The 17,017-nt window shown below is 70.1% G+C and carries 15 protein-coding genes; 5 read left to right on the top strand and 10 right to left on the bottom strand.

Annotation, left to right across the window (positions count from 1 at the left end; translation table 11 throughout):
- Positions 1–88: 88 nt before the first annotated feature.
- The 6 genes from OM076_RS14220 to OM076_RS14195 form a co-directional block, all read right to left on the bottom strand.
- Positions 89–1,867, bottom strand: a complete 1,779-nt coding sequence (locus OM076_RS14220) for an ABC transporter substrate-binding protein (RefSeq protein WP_270040651.1) — start codon at positions 1,865–1,867, stop codon at positions 89–91.
- A gap of 201 nt (positions 1,868–2,068) precedes the next feature.
- Complete coding sequence (locus tag OM076_RS14215) at positions 2,069–2,884, bottom strand: aldose 1-epimerase (protein ID WP_270040650.1); 816 nt, start codon at positions 2,882–2,884, stop codon at positions 2,069–2,071.
- 47 nt (positions 2,885–2,931) lie between these two features.
- A complete protein-coding gene (locus OM076_RS14210) occupies positions 2,932–4,911 on the bottom strand; it encodes an SDR family oxidoreductase (protein ID WP_270040649.1) in 1,980 nt (659 codons plus the stop codon).
- Positions 4,912–5,029: 118 nt separating this feature from the next.
- Complete coding sequence (locus tag OM076_RS14205) at positions 5,030–6,685, bottom strand: hypothetical protein (RefSeq protein WP_270040648.1); 1,656 nt, start codon at positions 6,683–6,685, stop codon at positions 5,030–5,032.
- Positions 6,686–6,737: 52 nt separating this feature from the next.
- Positions 6,738–7,460 carry a crotonase/enoyl-CoA hydratase family protein gene (locus tag OM076_RS14200; protein WP_270040647.1) on the bottom strand — a complete coding sequence of 241 codons (723 nt, stop codon included), beginning with the start codon at positions 7,458–7,460 and terminating at the stop codon, positions 6,738–6,740.
- 4 nt (positions 7,461–7,464) lie between these two features.
- Entirely contained in the window at positions 7,465–7,734 is a 270-nt protein-coding gene (locus OM076_RS14195) for a hypothetical protein (protein WP_270040646.1), read from the bottom strand.
- A gap of 28 nt (positions 7,735–7,762) precedes the next feature.
- On the opposite strand from OM076_RS14195, the gene OM076_RS14190 reads away from it, so the two are divergent.
- Both OM076_RS14190 and OM076_RS14185 read left to right on the top strand, forming a co-directional pair.
- On the top strand, positions 7,763–9,652 hold the full coding sequence (locus OM076_RS14190; RefSeq protein WP_270040645.1) for an ABC-F family ATP-binding cassette domain-containing protein: 1,890 nt from the start codon (positions 7,763–7,765) through the stop codon (positions 9,650–9,652).
- Between the two features lie 102 nt (positions 9,653–9,754).
- Positions 9,755–12,136 (top strand): immune inhibitor A domain-containing protein, encoded by a 2,382-nt coding sequence (locus tag OM076_RS14185; RefSeq protein WP_270040644.1) that lies wholly within the window; start codon positions 9,755–9,757, stop codon positions 12,134–12,136.
- A gap of 45 nt (positions 12,137–12,181) precedes the next feature.
- Here OM076_RS14185 and OM076_RS14180 read toward each other — a convergent pair whose 3' ends face one another.
- From OM076_RS14180 to OM076_RS14170, 3 genes are read right to left on the bottom strand one after another with little or no spacing between them, the layout of a single operon-like run.
- Positions 12,182–12,658 carry a carboxymuconolactone decarboxylase family protein gene (locus OM076_RS14180; RefSeq protein WP_270040643.1) on the bottom strand — a complete coding sequence of 159 codons (477 nt, stop codon included), beginning with the start codon at positions 12,656–12,658 and terminating at the stop codon, positions 12,182–12,184.
- Positions 12,655–13,176, bottom strand: a complete 522-nt coding sequence (locus OM076_RS14175) for a GNAT family N-acetyltransferase (RefSeq protein ID WP_270040642.1) — start codon at positions 13,174–13,176, stop codon at positions 12,655–12,657. The genes OM076_RS14180 and OM076_RS14175 overlap by 4 nt, the downstream gene beginning before the upstream one ends.
- A 10-nt stretch (positions 13,177–13,186) precedes the next feature.
- Positions 13,187–13,792 carry a TetR/AcrR family transcriptional regulator gene (locus OM076_RS14170; protein ID WP_270040641.1) on the bottom strand — a complete coding sequence of 202 codons (606 nt, stop codon included), beginning with the start codon at positions 13,790–13,792 and terminating at the stop codon, positions 13,187–13,189.
- Between the two features lie 66 nt (positions 13,793–13,858).
- Between OM076_RS14170 and OM076_RS14165 the strand changes: the two genes are divergently transcribed.
- The 3 genes from OM076_RS14165 to OM076_RS14155 are packed head-to-tail and all read left to right on the top strand — an operon-like array spanning position 13,859 to position 16,304.
- Positions 13,859–15,184 carry an MDR family MFS transporter gene (locus OM076_RS14165; protein ID WP_270040640.1) on the top strand — a complete coding sequence of 442 codons (1,326 nt, stop codon included), beginning with the start codon at positions 13,859–13,861 and terminating at the stop codon, positions 15,182–15,184.
- The gene (locus OM076_RS14160) at positions 15,181–15,567 is read left to right on the top strand and encodes a cupin domain-containing protein (RefSeq protein WP_270040639.1); all 387 of its coding nucleotides are present in this window, start codon (positions 15,181–15,183) and stop codon (positions 15,565–15,567) included. Before OM076_RS14165 ends, OM076_RS14160 begins: the two co-directional genes overlap by 4 nt.
- Complete coding sequence (locus OM076_RS14155) at positions 15,567–16,304, top strand: LLM class flavin-dependent oxidoreductase (protein ID WP_270040638.1); 738 nt, start codon at positions 15,567–15,569, stop codon at positions 16,302–16,304. The genes OM076_RS14160 and OM076_RS14155 overlap by 1 nt, the downstream gene beginning before the upstream one ends.
- Here the strand turns inward: OM076_RS14155 and OM076_RS14150 are convergent.
- The gene (locus OM076_RS14150; protein WP_270040637.1) at positions 16,301–16,909 is read right to left on the bottom strand and encodes a hypothetical protein; all 609 of its coding nucleotides are present in this window, start codon (positions 16,907–16,909) and stop codon (positions 16,301–16,303) included. The two genes, OM076_RS14155 and OM076_RS14150, sit on opposite strands and share 4 nt — an antisense overlap.
- Positions 16,910–17,017 lie beyond the last annotated feature (108 nt).

Raw genomic sequence — 17,017 nt, 5'->3', positions numbered from 1 at the left:
GATTCTGTGGTGAAGATACGCGCTGGTTAAACAGCGAGGGCCCCGCGGTGCGGGGCCCTCGTCTATGCGTTGAGCAGGGATGCTCCGCTTACTTGAGTGACGTCCAGGCGAGTTCCCACTGGGCGTTGGAGACCGACGCCACGCCGTTGACGTTGGCGGACTCGATCAGCGGCTGCTTGTCCCAGATCCACGGGATGACCGGAGCCTGCTCCGTGATCATCTTGTCGATGTCGGCCCACGCCGCGGGGCGCTGCTCCTTGGGGAGCTCCTCGGCCGTGTCCATCGCCTTGTTGATGGCCGGATCGTCGAGCTGGGCCCAGTTGGAGTTGCCCTGCTCGAGGATGTTCTTGCCGTTGAACGTCGGGTCGAGCATCGTCTGACCGTCGGCGAAGTCCTTCAGCCAGCCGACGTTCGGGCAGATCGCGACCTTGGCGGACGGCGTGTTGCAGTAGCGCGTGTACATCGTGTTCTGCTGCACGAGGCGCATCTGCACGTTGAAGCCCATGTTCGTCAGGCTCTCCTTGGCGACCTCGGCCGTCTTGGCGGCGACGCCGGCGTTGGAGCCGACCATCAGGATCTTCTCCGTGCCTTCGTACTTGCCGGAGGCGTAGCCCGCCGCCTTGAAGTACTTGGCGCTGACGTCCGGGAGCGGCTTGCCGTCGACCGACAGGAAGTCGACGCCGGGGACGCCCTTCAGGCCGCCGGCCTCCTCGAACCCGGCGATGCCCGGCGCGAGGTAGTGGGTGGCGACGTCGCCCACGAGCTTGCCGCCGCGGGTCAGCAGCAGCGCCGCGCGGTCCATGCCGGCGGTGACGGCCTTGCGGACGTTGAGGTCGTCGAACGGCTTGACCGTCGTGTTCATCGAGATCCAGCGCCCGCCGCCGGTCGGGATCAGCACGAGCTGGTCCTTGTGGTTCTGCGAGGCGTCCTTGAGGTTCTCCGGCAGCGGCGAGAAGTCGCCGTTGATCATGCTCTGGCCGGTCAGGATGCGGCGCGAGGCCACGCCCGGATCGTCATTGCCCTCGAGGTTGTCGATCTCGTCGAGGTACGCGGGCTTGAAGTCCAGCGACTTGTCCCAGCTCGGGTTGCGGACGAGGTGGATGCGCTTGCTGGGCTCGTAGCCGATGGCCTTGCCCGACGCATCGTTCTCGATCATGTACGGGCCGGTGGCGAGCTGGTTCTCGCCGTACGTCGACGGCGTCTTCGCGTCGAACTTGGCCGCGTAGTCCTTCGGGACCGGAGCGGTCGCGCCGTAGGCCAGCGCGCCCGAGGCCATGACGCCACCGACCGCGCGCTTGAACTTCAGCACGAGCGTGGTGTCGTCCGGCGTCGTGATGCCGGGGATCTCGGTGCCCGGCTTGACGCCGATCTTGGCGCCCTCGAGGTCGGCGTAGTACGACTGCGTGAAGCCGGCGCCGACGTTGTTGAAGAAGCCGCGCTCGATCGCGTACTTGACGTCGGCCGAGGTGACCGTGTGGTCCTGATACGGCGGCGAGTACTTCACGCCGGGCTTGATCTTGACCGTGACGGTCTTGCCGTCGTCTGAAACCTGGGGATCACCGTCGGCGAGGTCCGGGACCAGTGTGGTGCCGTCGTCGGGCTTATAGGCGTACAGCTGCTTCTGCGTGGCGTTGCAGATGAAATTGCCCATCTGGTAATAGGTCTGGCCGCAGTCGATGTGATCGACGTCGCCGGTCCAGAGCACCGTCAGCTTGCCGCCTTGCTTAGGCTTGTCGGGCAGCTTGGTGCCCGTGCTGGTCTTGCCGCTATCCGACGACGAGTTGTTGTCGCTGCCGCCGCAAGCAGCAACCCCGAGCGAAAGGGCCGCCAGAACAGTGGCCCCGATGGTCCATGCGGACCTACGCATGTGGTGCGTCCTTTCTTAGAGAACCTGGCATGCAGTGCCCCAGGGATGGCCCCCGCCGACCCGAAGAAACCACTGCCGAAGAGCGCAGACGGTAGCGATCAGATCGGCCTTTGATGTCCGGTAAGCGCTCTGCGCGGTAAGTAAGGGCTCAAGCGGTGCGCCGTGAGCAATCCGGATCGGTCAGTGTTCTTACCTTCGCGCTCAAGTTTTTGACGACACGGACACGCTGAAGCGGCCCGAGTACGTCTCGCCGGGCGCGACGGAGCCCGGCGCATGACGCAGCGCGTCGCCCGGCGCGGTCATCGGCTCGAAGCAGATGACGTCCGCGATGGCGGGCGCGAAGATCTGGGCGTACGGATAGCCGGCCTCGAAGGCGACCTCGATCCGGCGCCCGCCGCCCTCCAGGACGAACGGGCCGCGCAGCTCGTCGAGCGTGAACGCGTCATCGAAGACGCGATCGCCCAGCGGGCCGTCGAGGTCGCCGGCGGCGACGCGCTCGCCGGTCGGCACCATCCGCTCGTCGAGCAGCAGCCGATCGCCCACGGGCAGCGTGATGGCCCACTCCGCGCGCGGAACGCCGGGCAGCCGGAAGAACGGGTGATAGCCGAAGGCGACCGGCACCGGCCGGGCGCCCGCGGTGAGCGTCGTCTCGAGCGTCAGCGCCTGCTCGTCCACCTCAGCGACGACCTCGAGCCGATGGTCGAACGGGAACTCGGCGACCCCCGTGTAATCGCGCCCGGCGACGAGCCGCCGATCGGTGCTCTCCAGGACCGTCCAGCCGTAGACCGCCGGTCGCAAGCCGTGCAGCGGCAGCCCGTGTTCCTCGATGTAGATGTCGGGCGAGCCGGGCGTGAGCACGACGACCCGATCGTCGAACGTGTAGCCGAAGCCCCCGAGCCGGTTGGCCCACGGGTGCAGCAGCGGGATGCCGGAGATCCAGGGGACGTCCGGCACGCCCTCGCCGCGGACCGCGCCGAGCAGCTCCTCGCCCCGGTGCTTGAGCGAGTGACACGCCATCCCGTCTTCGGGGGCGAAGGCTGCCTGCAGCCCGCCTGCCTCCAGGACTACCAGTGCACGCCCTTCATCAGATAGGCCAGCGCGGTCGCCTCGCCCGACGCCTTGTCGCTGCTCGAGTCGCCCTTGCCGCCCTTGGCGGCCGTGGACTCCGGGAAGACGCGATAGGCGAGGTGCAGGATCTGGTCGACGGCCTTCGGCGCGAGCGCGTACGCGACCTCGCCGAACGTCCCGAGCTTGGTGTTGATCTGCTTCGGCTTGGCCCGGATCGCCTCGCACACGAGGTCCGCGGCCTCCTCGGGGGAGATCGTCGGGAAGGAGTCGTACATCTTCGTCGGCGCGATCATCGGCGTGCGCACGAGCGGCATGTGGATCGTGGTGAAGGTGACGTTGTCGCCGATCGTCTCGCTGGACACCACGCGGGTGAACGCGTCCAGCGCCGCCTTGGAGCCCACGTACGCGGAGAAGCGCGGCGGGTTGGTCTGCACGCCGATCGACGACACGTTGACGATGTGCCCGCCGCCCTGGTCGCGCATGTGCGGCAGCAGCGCGAGCATCAGCTTCACGGGCGAGAGGTAGTTGAGGTGGACCGTGCGCTCGTAGTCGTGGAAGCGGTCGTAGGAGAGCGCGACGCTGCGCCGGATCGACCGTCCCGCGTTGTTGACGAGCATGTCGATCCGCGGGTGGTCGGCGAGCAGGCCCTCGACGAGCCGCTCGATCGCGTCGAAGTCGCTCAGGTCGCAGGGCGCGACGTGGGCGCTGCCGCCCGCGGCCTCGATCTCGGCCTTGACCTCGTCGAGCTTCTCCTTCGTGCGCGCGACGAGGATCGGGATGCCGCCCGCGGCGGCGATCTTCAGCGCCGCGGCGCGGCCGATGCCCGACGACGCGCCGGTGATCACGACCGTCTTGCCGTTGACGGCGCCCTCGAACGAGCGGTCCTTGTACAGGTCGGGGTCGAGCGTGCGCTCCCAGTAGTCCCACAGCTTCTCGGCGTAGCTGTTCAGCGGCGGCAGCGTGATGGCTGAGTCGCGCAGCTCGCGCTGCGTGTCGCGCGCATCGAACCGGCAGCTCAGCGCGATGTACTCGACGACCTCGTCCGGGATGCCGAGGTCGGCCAGGATCTGCGACCGGATCTGCTTGAGCGCCGGCAGTTTCATGGCGAAGCTGATGACGCCCTTGGGCAGGTTCTGCGTCGCGCGCCTGTCGATCCGCATGACGGCCTTGGGCGCGTGGCCGGCCTCGGCGAACGTGTTGAGCACCTCGCCGACGCGCTGGCCCTTCGGGTCGACGACGTGGAAGGTCTGGCCGTCGAGGCCGGGCTTGTGGGCGATGTGGTCGACGACGGCGGCGACGTAGTCGACCGGGACGATGTTCGTCCAACCCCACTCGAGGCTGATCAGCGGGAACCACTCCGGCAGCATGTGCCGGACCTTCTGGATCACCTTGAAGAAGTAGTACGGCCCGTCGATCTTGTCCATCTCGCCGGTGCGGCTGTCGCCGACGACGAGGCTCGGGCGGTAGATCCGGACCGGCGCCTTGGCCTTCTCGCGCACGAGCTTCTCGGACTCGAACTTCGTGCGGTGATACGGGTGGGCGAGCTTCTGGCCCTCGTCGAACATGTCCTCGGTGAAGATGCCGTCGTCGAAGAGCCCGGCGACCGCGATCGAGGACATGTGGTGGAACGTGCCGACGTCGAGGGCGTTGGCGAGGTCGATCGCGTTCTGCGTGCCGCCGACGTTGAGCAGCGCGTTGCGCGTCTCGTCCGCGCCCATGTCGTAGATCGCGGCGAGGTGGAAGAAGTGGTCGATCTTCGGAAGCGTCGCCGGGTCGACACCGAGATGGTGCTCGCCCAGGTCACCGACGACCGGCTTGATCCGATCCGGTTGACCCCATCGCTGGGTCAGCGAGTCCAGCTTCTCGCGCGAGCCCTCCCGGACGAGCACGTAGATGTCTCCCTCGCGCTCGAGCAGGCGCTCGACGAGGTGACGTCCGATGAACCCGGTGGCGCCCGTGACGAAGTACGCCGTCATCGCTGTCTCCTCCCGTGACCGTACACGGGCGGGAGACTACTTCGGGATGGTCCCTTCACGCGGCGGGAGTATCGCCCTCTGGGCGATACTCCCCTCCGATACGAGCCCGTAGGGCGAGCTATCGGACTCGGACGGTCACGGTCTGCGAGTAGCCGGTCTCGTAGGGGAACTTCGCGGCCGGGCGGATGCGCGCGCGGAAGACGAAGGAGTGGCCCTTCGAGCCCGACGAGCGGAAGCGATAGCGGACCTTGAAGCGCCCGCTGGTGGAGGCCGTCGTGTCCGCGAAGGTCTCGTAGTGCTTCGAGCCCGCCGCGCGGCCCTGGACGATCACCGGCGCGCCGCCGCGCGACACGCCCTTCAGCCGTCCGCTGATCGTGATCGTGCGCCCGACCCGCGGGCGCCGCGTCGAGACCGAGAGCGTCGCGGACGCGCGCGCCTGCAGCGTCAGGTAGCCGTTGGCGGCGAAGCGGATGTCGTTGGCGTGCGAGAGCCACGCGAACTGCAGCAGTCGCGACGCGGACGCCGCCACCGTCGTGTTGAAGCGCCCGTCGCCGTCGGTGGTGAACGCGCCGCGCTCGACCTGCGCGGCGCCCTGGCGCAGGTCACGGCTGAGCAGGATCACGCGGGCGCCGGCGATCGGCTGGCCGGCGCTGTTGGTCAGCCGCCCGCGGATGCCGGCCTTCTCGCCGTAGGAGAGCGTCCGGCGGTTGGCCTTCAGGCCCTTGGTCCAGATCACCGAGAGCGAGCCCGTGTCGGTCGCGTTCGCGCCGTTGAGCGCCCCGCGGTCGGACGGCGTGACCGCGAACACCGCGTACGGGCCGCGGTCGACGATGTTGCCGCCCGTGTCGGTGACGCGGACCAGCAGGAGGCGCTGTCCGGCGGGCAGCGACGTCGCGCGCACCGTCTCACGGCTGAGGTTGGGGCACGGCGCCGGCTGGCTGAAGTCGCAGACCTTGCTGGCGTCGGTGCGGTCGACCGTGTAGTCCTCGCCCCCGACGGTGACCGGAGCGGCCGGGTCGGAGACGTCGATCAGCTCCACGCGCTGGATGCCCGAGTTGTCGCTCGCGGTGACCGTGACCGGGTCCGAGCCGGACGCCGCCCCGCCCGCGAGCAGCCCGGAGGCCTCGACGGTCACCGTGGGCGCGGTCGGATCGTTGATCGTCACGTCGCTGCCGTGGAGGATGTGGCTGATCGCCCCGCCGGTGTCGACCGAGCACGGCGTGCCGCGGCTGAAGCACCCAACCCGCAGCGCGAGCGTGTTGGCGGTTCCCTTGTAGCCCGCGAGCGCGGGGAAGTTCGCCAGGGCGACGGTGCTCTTGCCGACGGCGACGTTGCCCTCCGGATAGCCGTACCACTGCTTCTGGGCGTTGAGGGCGTTGCGAGTGGCGTCGGCGTAGTTGCCGGCGCCGGCGAAGATCGTCGGCCCGAGGCTGTAGTACAGGAAGTACTTGTGGGTGTTCGCGGCGATCGGGTTCGTGTAGCCGATCTGGCGGGTGAGCGCGAAGTCCGCGATCGTCGTGCCCGCCGGGCTGGTGAAGGTCAGCGCCGACGACGTGTTGTCGGCCATCCGCGCGCCCGCGGGGACGGTCAGCGCGATCAGGTTCCCGGCACAGCTCGAATCCTCGGTGACGCCCGCGACGTCAGCCGTCTTCCAGGCGCCGTTGGCATAGACCTTGCCGCCCGCGGCGCACGTGTAGACGTGGTAGACGCCGGCGTCGGCGACGGTGGGCGCGGCGAGGAGCAGCAGAACGGCGAGAGCGAGGAGTCGAGGCATAGGCGCAACGAATCGATACCCAATCGGGCCTCCAAGTTGCGCCGGTTGCCGATTAGCGGGCGCGCTCGGAGAAGCGCGTCGCGCCGTCGTGCGCGGTGCGCAGGCGCTCGCGGCCGAGGCGCGCCTCCAGCGCGAGTCCGTCCTGGAGCGGCAGGCCGAAGCCCTCGATGGCGGCCTGGCGATCGCTGCGGACCGTGTCCTGCGGGAACGCCGCGATCTCCTCGGCGAGCGCCAGGGCGCCGGCCGGCGCGTCCTCGGCCACCCGCGTCAACAGGCCCATGGCCAGCGCCTCGTCCGCGCCGATCGTCCGGCCGGTGAGGAGCAGATCGAGCGCCCGTCCCATCCCGACGACGCGCGGCAGGCGCTGCGTGCCGCCGTCGATCAGTGGTACGCCCCACCGTCGCTCCACGCAGCCGAAGGTGGACGCCGGTGTGGCCACGCGCAGATCGCACCAGAGCGCGAGCTCGAGGCCGCCCGCGAGGCAGTGGCCATCGATCGCCGCGATGGTCGGCTTGGGCGAGGCGAGGCGGGTGAAGCCCATCGGGCCGGCGGGAGCGTCGGCGTCGAGCGTCTCGATCGCCTTCAGGTCCGCCCCCGCGCAGAACGCACGCCCACCCGCGCCGGTCAGCACCATCACGGCGGCGGAGTCATCCGCGCAGAAGCGCTCGAACGCCTCCAGCAGCGCGGCGGCGGTCTCCCCGTCGACGGCGTTGTGGCGCTCTGGACGGTCGATCGTCACGAGCGCCGCGGACCCCCGGCGCTCGTAGCGGATCACGGCCTTACCAACCTCCGCGCGCGTCCGCGCGCGCGGTACGCGCCTTCGCGGCGGAGAGGCGGCGCAGCCGGCGGTCTTCCAGCTTGTTGTACGCCAGCGACAGCAGGGTCACGAGGATCGGGACGCCGACGATGATGATGAAGCCCGCGGCGGTGACGACCTTGTCGTCCGCTTCGCCATAGGTTCCCTGGCCGCCGTCGTGGCCGGGCGCGGCAAGCGCGACAGGGGCGCTCAGCGCCAGCACCCAGAGCGTGAGGAGAGCCGTACGGACCATGCAGCGAGGATACCTATCCTCAGAGGCGATGGCTGTCGTCCTCGCATCCGATCTCGCCAAAGACATGGCGGGCGAGCCCCTGCTCCGGGGCGTTTCGTTCAAGCTCGAGCGCAAAGATCGCTTGACCCTGTCCGGGCGCAACGGCTCGGGCAAGACCACGTTGCTGCGGATGCTCAGCGGCGAGACCGGGATCGACGGCGGGGAGCTGGTCTTCCAGAAGGAGGTCCGCGTCTCGCTGCACGATCAGCGCCCGCCGCGCGACCGCGATCTCACCCTGCGCGACTACGTCCTCTCGGGCTGCAGGGAGCTGCTCGCGCTGGAGGAGCAGCTCGCGACGCTCGAGACCGCGATGGCCGAGGGGGCGCTGGACGACGCGACGTTTGCCGCCTACAGCCGAGCCCAGGGCCGGCTCGAGCACGCGGGCGGGTACAACTGGCGCGAGTCGGTCAACTCGACGCTGCACGGGCTCGGGTTCCGCGACGAGCACCTGGACCGCTCGCTCGAGACGTTCAGCGGCGGTGAGCTCACGCGCGCCTCGCTGGCCCGCGCGCTGGCGGGCGACCCCGACCTGCTGCTGCTCGACGAGCCCACCAACCACCTCGACATCGAGTCGCTCGAGTGGCTGGAGACGCACCTGCAGACGCTCGACGCGGCGATCGTGCTCGTCGCCCACGATCGCTGGTTCCTCGAGGCCGTCGGCACGTCCGTGCTCGAGCTCGAGGCCGGCAAGACCAAGTTCTTCAAGGGCACCTGGCACCAGTGGCGCGCCGAGAAGGCCCAGCGCGAGCTGGCGCTGGGCCGCGCGATCGAGAAGCAGCAGACCGAGATCGCCAAGCTCGAGCGCTTCGTCGCCCGCTTCAGCGCCGGCACCCGCTCGCGCCAGGCGTCCTCGCGCGCGAAGAAGCTCGACAAGATGGACCGGCTCTCGACCGAGGCCAAGGACGGCAAGGGCCTCGGCTTCGCGTTCAAGCCGCCGGAGCGCTCCGGGCGCGTGGTCTTCGAGCTCGAGGACGGCCTGCTGAAGATCGGCGACCGCACGCTGCTCCAGGACGCCGAGATGTGGCTCGAACGCGGCGAGCACGTCTCGCTCGTCGGCGCTAACGGCACCGGCAAGACGACGCTGATCACCGCGCTGACCGGCGGGCGCGAGTTCGACGGCGGCAAGGTGCGCCGGGGGCACAACGTCAAGCTCGGGCTGCTCGCCCAGCACGCCGAGTCGCTGCAGGGCACCGGGACCGTCGCCGAGGCATGTGCGCGCGCGACCGGACTGACGCCCAACAACGTGCGCTCGCTGCTGGGCAAGTTCCTGTTCAGCGGCGAGGACGCCGAGAAGCCGCTCGACGGGCTGAGCGGCGGCGAGCGCCAGCGCCTCTCGCTGGCGATCCTCGTCAGCTCCGGCGCCAACGTCCTGATCCTCGACGAGCCCACCAACCATCTCGACGTCGAGAGCCGCGAGGCCCTCGAGGACGCGCTGCAGGGCTTCCAGGGCTCGCTGGTGCTGGTCTCGCACGATCGCGCGCTGCTCGATGCCGTCGGCACCCGCACGGTCGCGCTCGAGGATCAGACGCTGCATTCCTACGTGGGCGGCTGGCCCGAGTACGTGCGCGTGCGCGAGGAGCGCGCGGAGGCCAAGCGCACGGCCAAGCGGACGAAGAACGTGGTCGTCGAGAAGGCGCCCGTCGCGCCTGCCGCGCCGGTCGCCGTCAAGCAGCGTTCCAAGAACGAGTTGGCGCGCGCCAAGAAGCTCGAGGCCGAGATCGAGAAGGCCGAGGCCGCCCTGGCCGCCCTCGAGATCGAGCTCGCCGACCCGAGCGCGTGGAACGATCCCCGCGCCTCGGCGAAATCGACCGAGCGGCACGCGGCGGCCAAGAAGACGCTCGAAGAGCTCTACGCACGCTGGGAAGCCGTAGCAAACTGACACCCGCCTTTGAAGGCGCGAAACCCGAGCTAGGCTGGCCGCCGTTCCGAGGTGCAGGGGTGTGCATCGGAACGCATTCGCATTCCGTGCTCGGGAGGCACAATGTTCAGAGTTGGAGCGGGGCTGGGAAGCCTCGGTGTCGCGCTTGGCCTGGCGACGACGTTCGCGTTGACCGCGAACGCCGCGCCACCTGAGGGGGCGACGGCACAACCGCAGGCGCCGGTGGTCGACGATCTGCCGAACCCGGCGGAGACCAAGCGTCGAGAGCTGCGCGAAGCGGCGATCAAGCAGGTGCTCGCGGGCCGCGCGAAGGTGCAGGACATCACCGGCAGCAAGGTGGTCAAGCTCGGCAAGACGGCGCCGAGCGCCGCGGCGCCGGCCGAGGACCAGTACGTCGAGCTCGCGCGCGAGAAGACGGACAAGATCTTCGTCGTGCTCGCCGAGTTCGGCAACGAGCGGGCGCCCGGCTACCCGGATCAGGACACCGATCCGAAGACCCCGGGGCCGGCGACGTTCAACGGACCGCTGCACAACGCGATCCCGGCACCGGACCGGACGAAGGACAACTCGACCGTCTGGCAGCCGGACTACAACCGCGACCACTATCAGCAGTTGTACTTCGGCACCGACCCGGAGGCGGAGTCGGTCAAGACGTACTACGAGCGCCAGTCCTCCGGCCGCTACACGGTCGACGGCCAGGTCACCGACTGGGTCAAGGTCCGTTACAACGAGGCGCGCTACGGCCGCAGCAACGGCTACCCCTGTGCCGGCAACGTCTGCTCCGACACCTGGGACCTGATCAAGGACGCGATCGACACGTGGGTCGCCGACCAGCACGCCAAGGGCCGGACCGACGACCAGATCAAGGCCGACCTCGCGTCCTACGACCAGTGGGATCGCAACGACTACGACCACGACGGCAACTTCAACGAGCCCGACGGGTACATCGACCACTTCCAGATCGTCCACGCCGGCGGCGACCAGGCCGACGGCGACCCCCAGCAGGGCGAGGACGCGATCTGGTCGCACCGCTGGAAGGCGTTCCAGAACACGGGTCAGGGCCCGGCCGGCAACAAGGACGGCGGCACGCAGATCGGCGCCACCGGGCTGTGGGTCGCCGACTACACGATCCAGCCCGAGAACGGCGGCATCTCCGTGTTCGCGCACGAGTACGGCCACGACCTCGGCCTGCCGGACGAGTACGACACCGCCGCGGCGGTCGACACCGCCGTGAACTGGTGGACGCTGATGTCGCAGAGCCGGACGTCCGCGGCGACCGACCAGGGCATCGGCACGCGCGCGGCCGACCTCGGCGCGTGGGACAAGCTGCAGCTCGGCTGGCTCGACTACGAGATCGTGGTCGCGGGGCAGAACAAGACACTCGACCTCGGCCCGCACGAGGGCAACACGGCCAAGGCGCAGGGCCTCGTCATGGTGCTGCCCAAGAAGACCGTCACGACGCCGCTCGGGGCGCCCGCGGCGGGCGCCAACCAGTGGTACTCCGGCACCGGCGACGACTATGAGGCGTCGCTGGCGCGGCAGGTCGCCGTGCCCTCCGGCACCACGACGCTGTCGCTGCAGGCGCGCTGGAACATCGAGGACTGCGGGCCTGACGCGTGCGACTACGCGTGGGTCGAAGTCGACGACGGCACGGGCTACAAGGCCATCGCCGGCTCGATCACCAAGCCCGCCGAGGGCAACGGGATCGACGGCGTCAGCGGTGGGTACAAGCCGGCGACCTTCGATCTGTCGGCGTACGCGAACAAGACCGTCTCGCTGCGGTTCCACTACAAGACCGACGGGGCGCAGCAGGGCAACCCGGGCGCGGCGGACCCGCCCGGCATCTTCCTCGACGAGATCAAGCTGACCAACGGGACCCAGACGCTGTTCACCGACGGCGCCGAGAACGGTGCCAACGGCTGGACGGCGAGCGGGTTCTCGATCGTGGGCGCGGTCAAGTCGACGCAGTACGACCATTACTACATCGCCTCCAACCGGACGTACACCGCGTACGACCGCTACCTCCAGACGGGGCCGTACAACTTCGGCTTCCCGGACCGGCCGGACTGGGTCGAGCACTTCCCGTACCAGAACGGCCTGCTCGTCTCCTACTGGGACACGTCGTTCAGCGACAACAACGAGAGCGTCCACCCCGGCCAGGGCGAGATCCTGCCGATCGACGCCAACCCGTCGGTGGTCTACCGGCTCGACGGCAAGCCGTGGCGCGGCCGGGTCCAGACCTACGACGCGCCGTTCGGCCTCGAGAAGTCGGACTCGTTCACGCTGCACGCCCAGGAGACCGGAGCCGCGTCCTACATCCGCGGGCAGGCCGCGCAGCCGGTCTTCGACGACCGGCGGGAGTTCTGGGACCCGGCGCTGCCGTTCGTCGGCGTCAAGGTGCCGCACGTGGGCGTGACGATCCGCGTCACGCAGCAGAGCGGGACGTCGATGCGGGTCCGCGTCGCGGGCACCACGGGCACGTAGCGCAGGCCGTTTCAGGCCGCGTTCGCTCCGGCGGACGCGGCCTGTTCAGGCCAGATCGTCGGCGCGGGTGATCTCGGTCGCGAGGGCGGCGCGGTTGGCGAAGTTCAGCAGCGCGACGACGGTGATCGCGTCGTAGACCTCGTCGTCGCTGAAATGCGCCTGAAGCTCGGCGACCGCCGTCGCCGCGCCCGACGGCTCGAGGGTGAGGCGGCGGGCGAAGGCGCGCAAGGGCGCGTCGGCCGGCCGCTCGCCACCGAGCGCATCGAGGAGCTCGGCGTGGGCGTCGCTCGAGTAGGCGGCGCCGTTGGCCTGCGAGGTCGCGACGGCGAGCACCTCGCGCTCGCGGCGGCCGAGGTTCGCGGGGCCGTAGAGCACCGCGTCGGCGAGGGCCACGAACGCGCGCGGCACCTCCGCCCGCGGGCCGAGGGCGCGGAGGATCGCCAGGACGTTCCCGTTGCGCGCACGAGCGGCGTCGTACTCCGCGGCGAGCGCGCCCTGCTCAGGCGGCAGCGGGAGCGTCACCAGAGCTCGCCTTCACGCCAGTCGCACGCGAGCGGGCGGGTGAGGTCGAGCGTGTCGGTCAGGACGAGGATGGAGCCCGCCTCTTCGGGGGTCGCGACCAGACCCGCCGGCGTGATCGCCGAGAGCGGGCCTTCCCACGCGCGCCAGCCGTGCTTCGTGTACAGCGGGAGCGCCGCATCGGTGGCGCCGAGCGCGCCGACGTCGTACGCGGCGCGGATCACGCACTCGAGCACGTCCATCAGCGCGTCCGCGTGGCCGCGGCGGCGGTGGTCGCGGTGGACGCCGACGCCCTCGACGTATCCGGTGCGCAGCGCTCGATCGTCGTAACGCAGGCGGCGCTGGACGACGGCCGCGTGGCCGACCAGCGTCTCGCCCTCGTAGGCCAGCGCGTGCACTCCTCCCAGGGAGTGCTCCCAGTCCTCGGCGGTCAGCTCGCCCTCGAAGACGTCCTCGAGCAGGGCGTGGGCGGCGGTGAGCGTCGCCGCGTCGAGGTCGGCCGTGTGCGCCGTCCGCACCATGCCCCGGACGCTAGCGGACGCCGTAGTCGCCGAGCCCGCGCCCGAGCAGCGCGAGCGCGGCATCGGCCTGCGCGCGGATCTCGCCGGCGAGCTCGGCGCGCGCGCCCTCGACGATGCGGCGGCGGGTGTAATCGACCAGCGCGCGGTGCACGCCCATCATCGCGTTGGCGGCGACCTGGGCGGTGATGTCGGCGCCCAGCAGCTCGGCGAGGTCGGCCGTGTAGCCGGCGAAGATCTGCTGCTCGCGGGCGAGCAGCGACGGGCTCTGCACGATCATCCGCGTCACGCCGGCCAGCCGCTCGCGGGTCTCGGGGTCGGGGGACCCGAGCATCCCGCGCGGCGCGCGGACGAAGCGCCCGAACGCGGTCAGGACCGACTCGCCGGCCGCGCGGTCGCGGATCGTCGACAGCAGCTCCTCCTCGAAGGACTCCAGGCGCCAGTAGACGAGGTCTTCCTTGGTCGGGAAGTAGTTGAAGACCGTCTGGGTGGAGACGTCGGCCGCGCGGGCGATCTCGGCGACGGTCACCGCCTCGAAGCCGCGCTCGCCGAACAGCCCGCGGGCGGTCTCGGCGATCAGCTCGCGTGTCTGCTCCTTCTTGCGCTCTCGCAGGCCCACGGCGTGAAATGTATCAACACGAATTTAAGGTTGACAACAAAATTTGTGTCGCTACATTTTTATGCCATGAGCCTTCCAGACCCGAAGCAGTTCCGCCGCGTGTTCGCCGGCCTGCTGCTCGCGATGCTGCTGGCATCGCTCGACCAGACGATCGTCACCACGGCGCTGCCGACGATCGTGCGCGACCTCGGCGGGCTCGACCAGCTGTCGTGGGTCGTCACCGCGTACCTCCTCGGCGCCACCGTCTCGGTCCCGCTGTGGGGCCGCGCGTCGGACCTCTACGGCCGCAAGGCGCTGTTCATGGCGGCGATCGGCGTCTTCCTCACCGGCTCCGCGCTGTCCGGCCTCGCCGGGACGCTGGGCCAGCTCGTCGCCTTCCGCGCGCTGCAGGGCTTGGGCGCCGGCGGCCTGATGACGCTCGCGATGGCGATCGTCGGCGACATCGTCTCCCCGCGCGAGCGCGGTCGCTACCAGGGCTACATCCAGATGATCTTCGTGCTGGCCAGCATCGCGGGGCCGCTGCTCGGCGGCCTGTTCGCCGACCACGCGAGCTGGCGCTCGGTCTTCTACGTCAACCTGCCGATCGGCGCCGCCTGCCTGACCCTGATCGGCACGTCGCTGCACCTGCCGGTCGAGCGCAAGCCGGTCAAGCTCGACTACCTCGGCGCCGCGCTGCTGGCGGGCTCGCTGACCTGCCTGCTGCTGGCGACGACGCGTGACGCCTACGTGCTCTACGCCGGCTTCGCGCTGCTGCTCGTCGCGTTCGTCGCGCAGGAGCGGCGGGCGAAGGAGCCCGTGCTGCCGCTGCGGCTGTTCAAGACGCCGGTGTTCGACATCGTGTCGGCCGCGCTGTTCCTGACGACGCTCGCGTTCTTCGCCGTGATCGTCTTCATGCCGGTGTTCCTGCAGACGGTCGTCGGCGTCAGCGCGACCACGTCCGGCGTGCTGCTGCTGGCGCTGCTGCTCGGTGCGACCGCGAGCACGACCGCGTCCGGCCGCGCGATCTCCAGGACCGGCCGCTACAAGCGCTTCCCGCTGATCGGCCTGGCGGTGATGGCGGTCGGCCTGATCGCACTGTCAACGCTGCACGCGGACAGCTCGAAGGCGACGATCGTCGCCCTGCTGGCGCTGTTCGGCCTCGGCTTCGGGCTGGTGAGCCAGGTCCTGACCGTCGCGATCCAGAACGCCGTCGACCGGTCCGACCTCGGCATCGCGACCGCCAGTGCCAACCTGTTCCGCTCGCTCGGCGGCGCGATCGGCACCGCGATCTACGGCGCCCTCTACACGGGCGCGAGCATCTTCCTCTACGCCGCGCCGGCGGCGATCCTCGGCTTCGTCGTCGTGCTGTTGCTCGAAGAGCTCCCCCTGCGGGGAGCGGTGGCGGCGCGATGAGCTTCTCGACGCAGGTGCTGCTGCGCAGCGAAGAGAGCGGCGGGCACGTCGCGATCGTCGAGAACCGGATCGGCCCGCACTGGGGCGGCCCGCCGCTGCACCAGCACGACTTCGACGAGGGGTTCTACGTGCTCGAGGGCGAGCTGACGTTCCAGGTCGGCGACGAGGTCGTGGTCAAGCGCGCGGGGGAGTTCGCCTTCGCGCCCCGCAACGTCGTGCACACGCTCGCCAACCACAGCGACCGGCCCGCGCGGTACGTCCTCGTGATCACCCCCGCCGGGTTCGAGCGCTACTTCGCGCGGATGAGCGAGGAGCCGCCGGCGTGGGCGCGGCAGCCCTTCCCGGAGACGATCGTGGTGGGTGCCCAGATACCGTCCGCGTGATGAGCGCACGCCGAGCCATCTTCATCGCCCCGTTCGACGAGCTGTCTGACCCGGCGCTGGTGGCGAAGCTCGCCGTGCGCGCGGAGGAGCGCGGGTGGGACGGCTTCTTCGTCTGGGACCACATCGACTACCGCCCGCCCGTCAGCGCGCTGGCGGACCCGTGGATCACGCTCGCCGCGATCGCGACCCGCACCGAGAAGCTGATCCTCGGCCCGCTGGTCACGCCGCTCGCGCGCCGGCGCATGCATCAGCTCGCGCGCGAGACGGTGACGCTGGACCGGCTCAGCGAAGGCCGGCTCGTGCTCGGCGTCGGGCTCGGGAGCGACCGCAGCGGCGAGTTCGACCCGGATCGCTTCGGCGAGGAGGGCGACATCAGGGCGCGCGCGACGCTGCTCGACGACGGGCTCGAGAAGCTGGCGGCGTTCTGGGCGGGCGAGTTCGAGCCGCGGCCCGTAAACGGCACGATCCCGATCTGGGTCGCGATCCGCTGGCCGTTCCGGCGCCGGCCGATGGCGCGCGCGGCGCGCTACGACGGCGTCTTCCCGATCGATCAGGAGAGCCCGGAGGCTTTGGCCGAGCTGATCGCCGCGGTCGGGCCGGGCAAGGAGATCGTGGTCACCAACCCGGCGGGCACCGACCCCACCCCGTGGGCGGAGGCCGGTGCGACATGGTGCCTGACGGGCTTCGGTGCGCAGCCGACCTACGCGGAGGTCGAGCGCGCCATCGACGCCCTCTAACGGCGGTCTTCGAGCGGCCCGGGATCGGTGGTCGTCGTCGCGCGGCCGTTGGTCGTCGTGGCCGGCTCACGCTCCTCGACCGGCTCGCGGTCGCGGCCGAAGCGGCGGGTGCGCGGCTCTTCGAGCTCGCGGTCGCGACGGGTGGCGAGCGGCGGGCCGCCGGCGCGGCGACCGACGCGCGGCATCATCGACAGGACGATCAGGCCGGCGCCCGCGGCGCCCATGATCAGCTTCGTCCAGTTGTTCATGGCGACGATGCCGAGGATGTCGTCGCCGTCGGAGAGCGCGATCAGCGCGCCGACGACGAACGCCACGCCGACGATGAACGCCATCGACTTCGCGCCCCAGTGGATCGTGGAGCCGAGCAGCAGCAACAGGCCGGCGGCCGCGAACACGAGCCACGTCCAGCCGTTGCCCTCGATCCCGATGAAGGTCGTGCCGTTGACGGTCCCGCTCGGCGCGTTGAAGTTCCAACTGCGGCTCGCGAAGATGAACCCCAGCACGCCGAGGGCGAGTGAAGCCACGCCGACGAGCGCGACTGGTCCCTTCGCGAGCGAGATGCCGCTTCGCGGCCTCGGTGTGTCGTCGTATCGGTCAGCAGCCATGGGTGGTCCTCCTAGAAGCCGTTGACCCGAGGTTTCCCGCGTCGCGCCGCGTTCAAGCGTGCCCGTCAACGGATGTTCACCCTCACTCAAGTTTTCTTCATCTAAGGT

The organism is Solirubrobacter ginsenosidimutans (genome assembly GCF_027587205.1).
Note: the sequence above shows the minus strand (reverse complement) of the source record. Positions and strands in the feature narration are given on the sequence as shown.

Bases quoted from the DNA above. Each gene is read 5' to 3' on its own strand.
- OM076_RS14220 (WP_270040651.1), bottom strand. From the start codon at position 1,867: ATGCGTAGGTCCGCATGGACCATCGGGGCCACTGTTCTGGCGGCCCTT.
- OM076_RS14215 (WP_270040650.1), bottom strand. From the start codon at position 2,884: ATGGCGTGTCACTCGCTCAAGCACCGGGGCGAGGAGCTGCTCGGCGCG.
- OM076_RS14210 (WP_270040649.1), bottom strand. From the start codon at position 4,911: ATGACGGCGTACTTCGTCACGGGCGCCACCGGGTTCATCGGACGTCAC.
- OM076_RS14205 (WP_270040648.1), bottom strand. From the start codon at position 6,685: ATGCCTCGACTCCTCGCTCTCGCCGTTCTGCTGCTCCTCGCCGCGCCC.
- OM076_RS14195 (WP_270040646.1), bottom strand. From the start codon at position 7,734: ATGGTCCGTACGGCTCTCCTCACGCTCTGGGTGCTGGCGCTGAGCGCC.
- OM076_RS14190 (WP_270040645.1), top strand. From the start codon at position 7,763: ATGGCTGTCGTCCTCGCATCCGATCTCGCCAAAGACATGGCGGGCGAG.
- OM076_RS14185 (WP_270040644.1), top strand. From the start codon at position 9,755: ATGTTCAGAGTTGGAGCGGGGCTGGGAAGCCTCGGTGTCGCGCTTGGC.
- OM076_RS14175 (WP_270040642.1), bottom strand. From the start codon at position 13,176: ATGGTGCGGACGGCGCACACGGCCGACCTCGACGCGGCGACGCTCACC.
- OM076_RS14165 (WP_270040640.1), top strand. From the start codon at position 13,859: ATGAGCCTTCCAGACCCGAAGCAGTTCCGCCGCGTGTTCGCCGGCCTG.
- OM076_RS14160 (WP_270040639.1), top strand. From the start codon at position 15,181: ATGAGCTTCTCGACGCAGGTGCTGCTGCGCAGCGAAGAGAGCGGCGGG.
- OM076_RS14155 (WP_270040638.1), top strand. From the start codon at position 15,567: ATGAGCGCACGCCGAGCCATCTTCATCGCCCCGTTCGACGAGCTGTCT.
- OM076_RS14150 (WP_270040637.1), bottom strand. From the start codon at position 16,909: ATGGCTGCTGACCGATACGACGACACACCGAGGCCGCGAAGCGGCATC.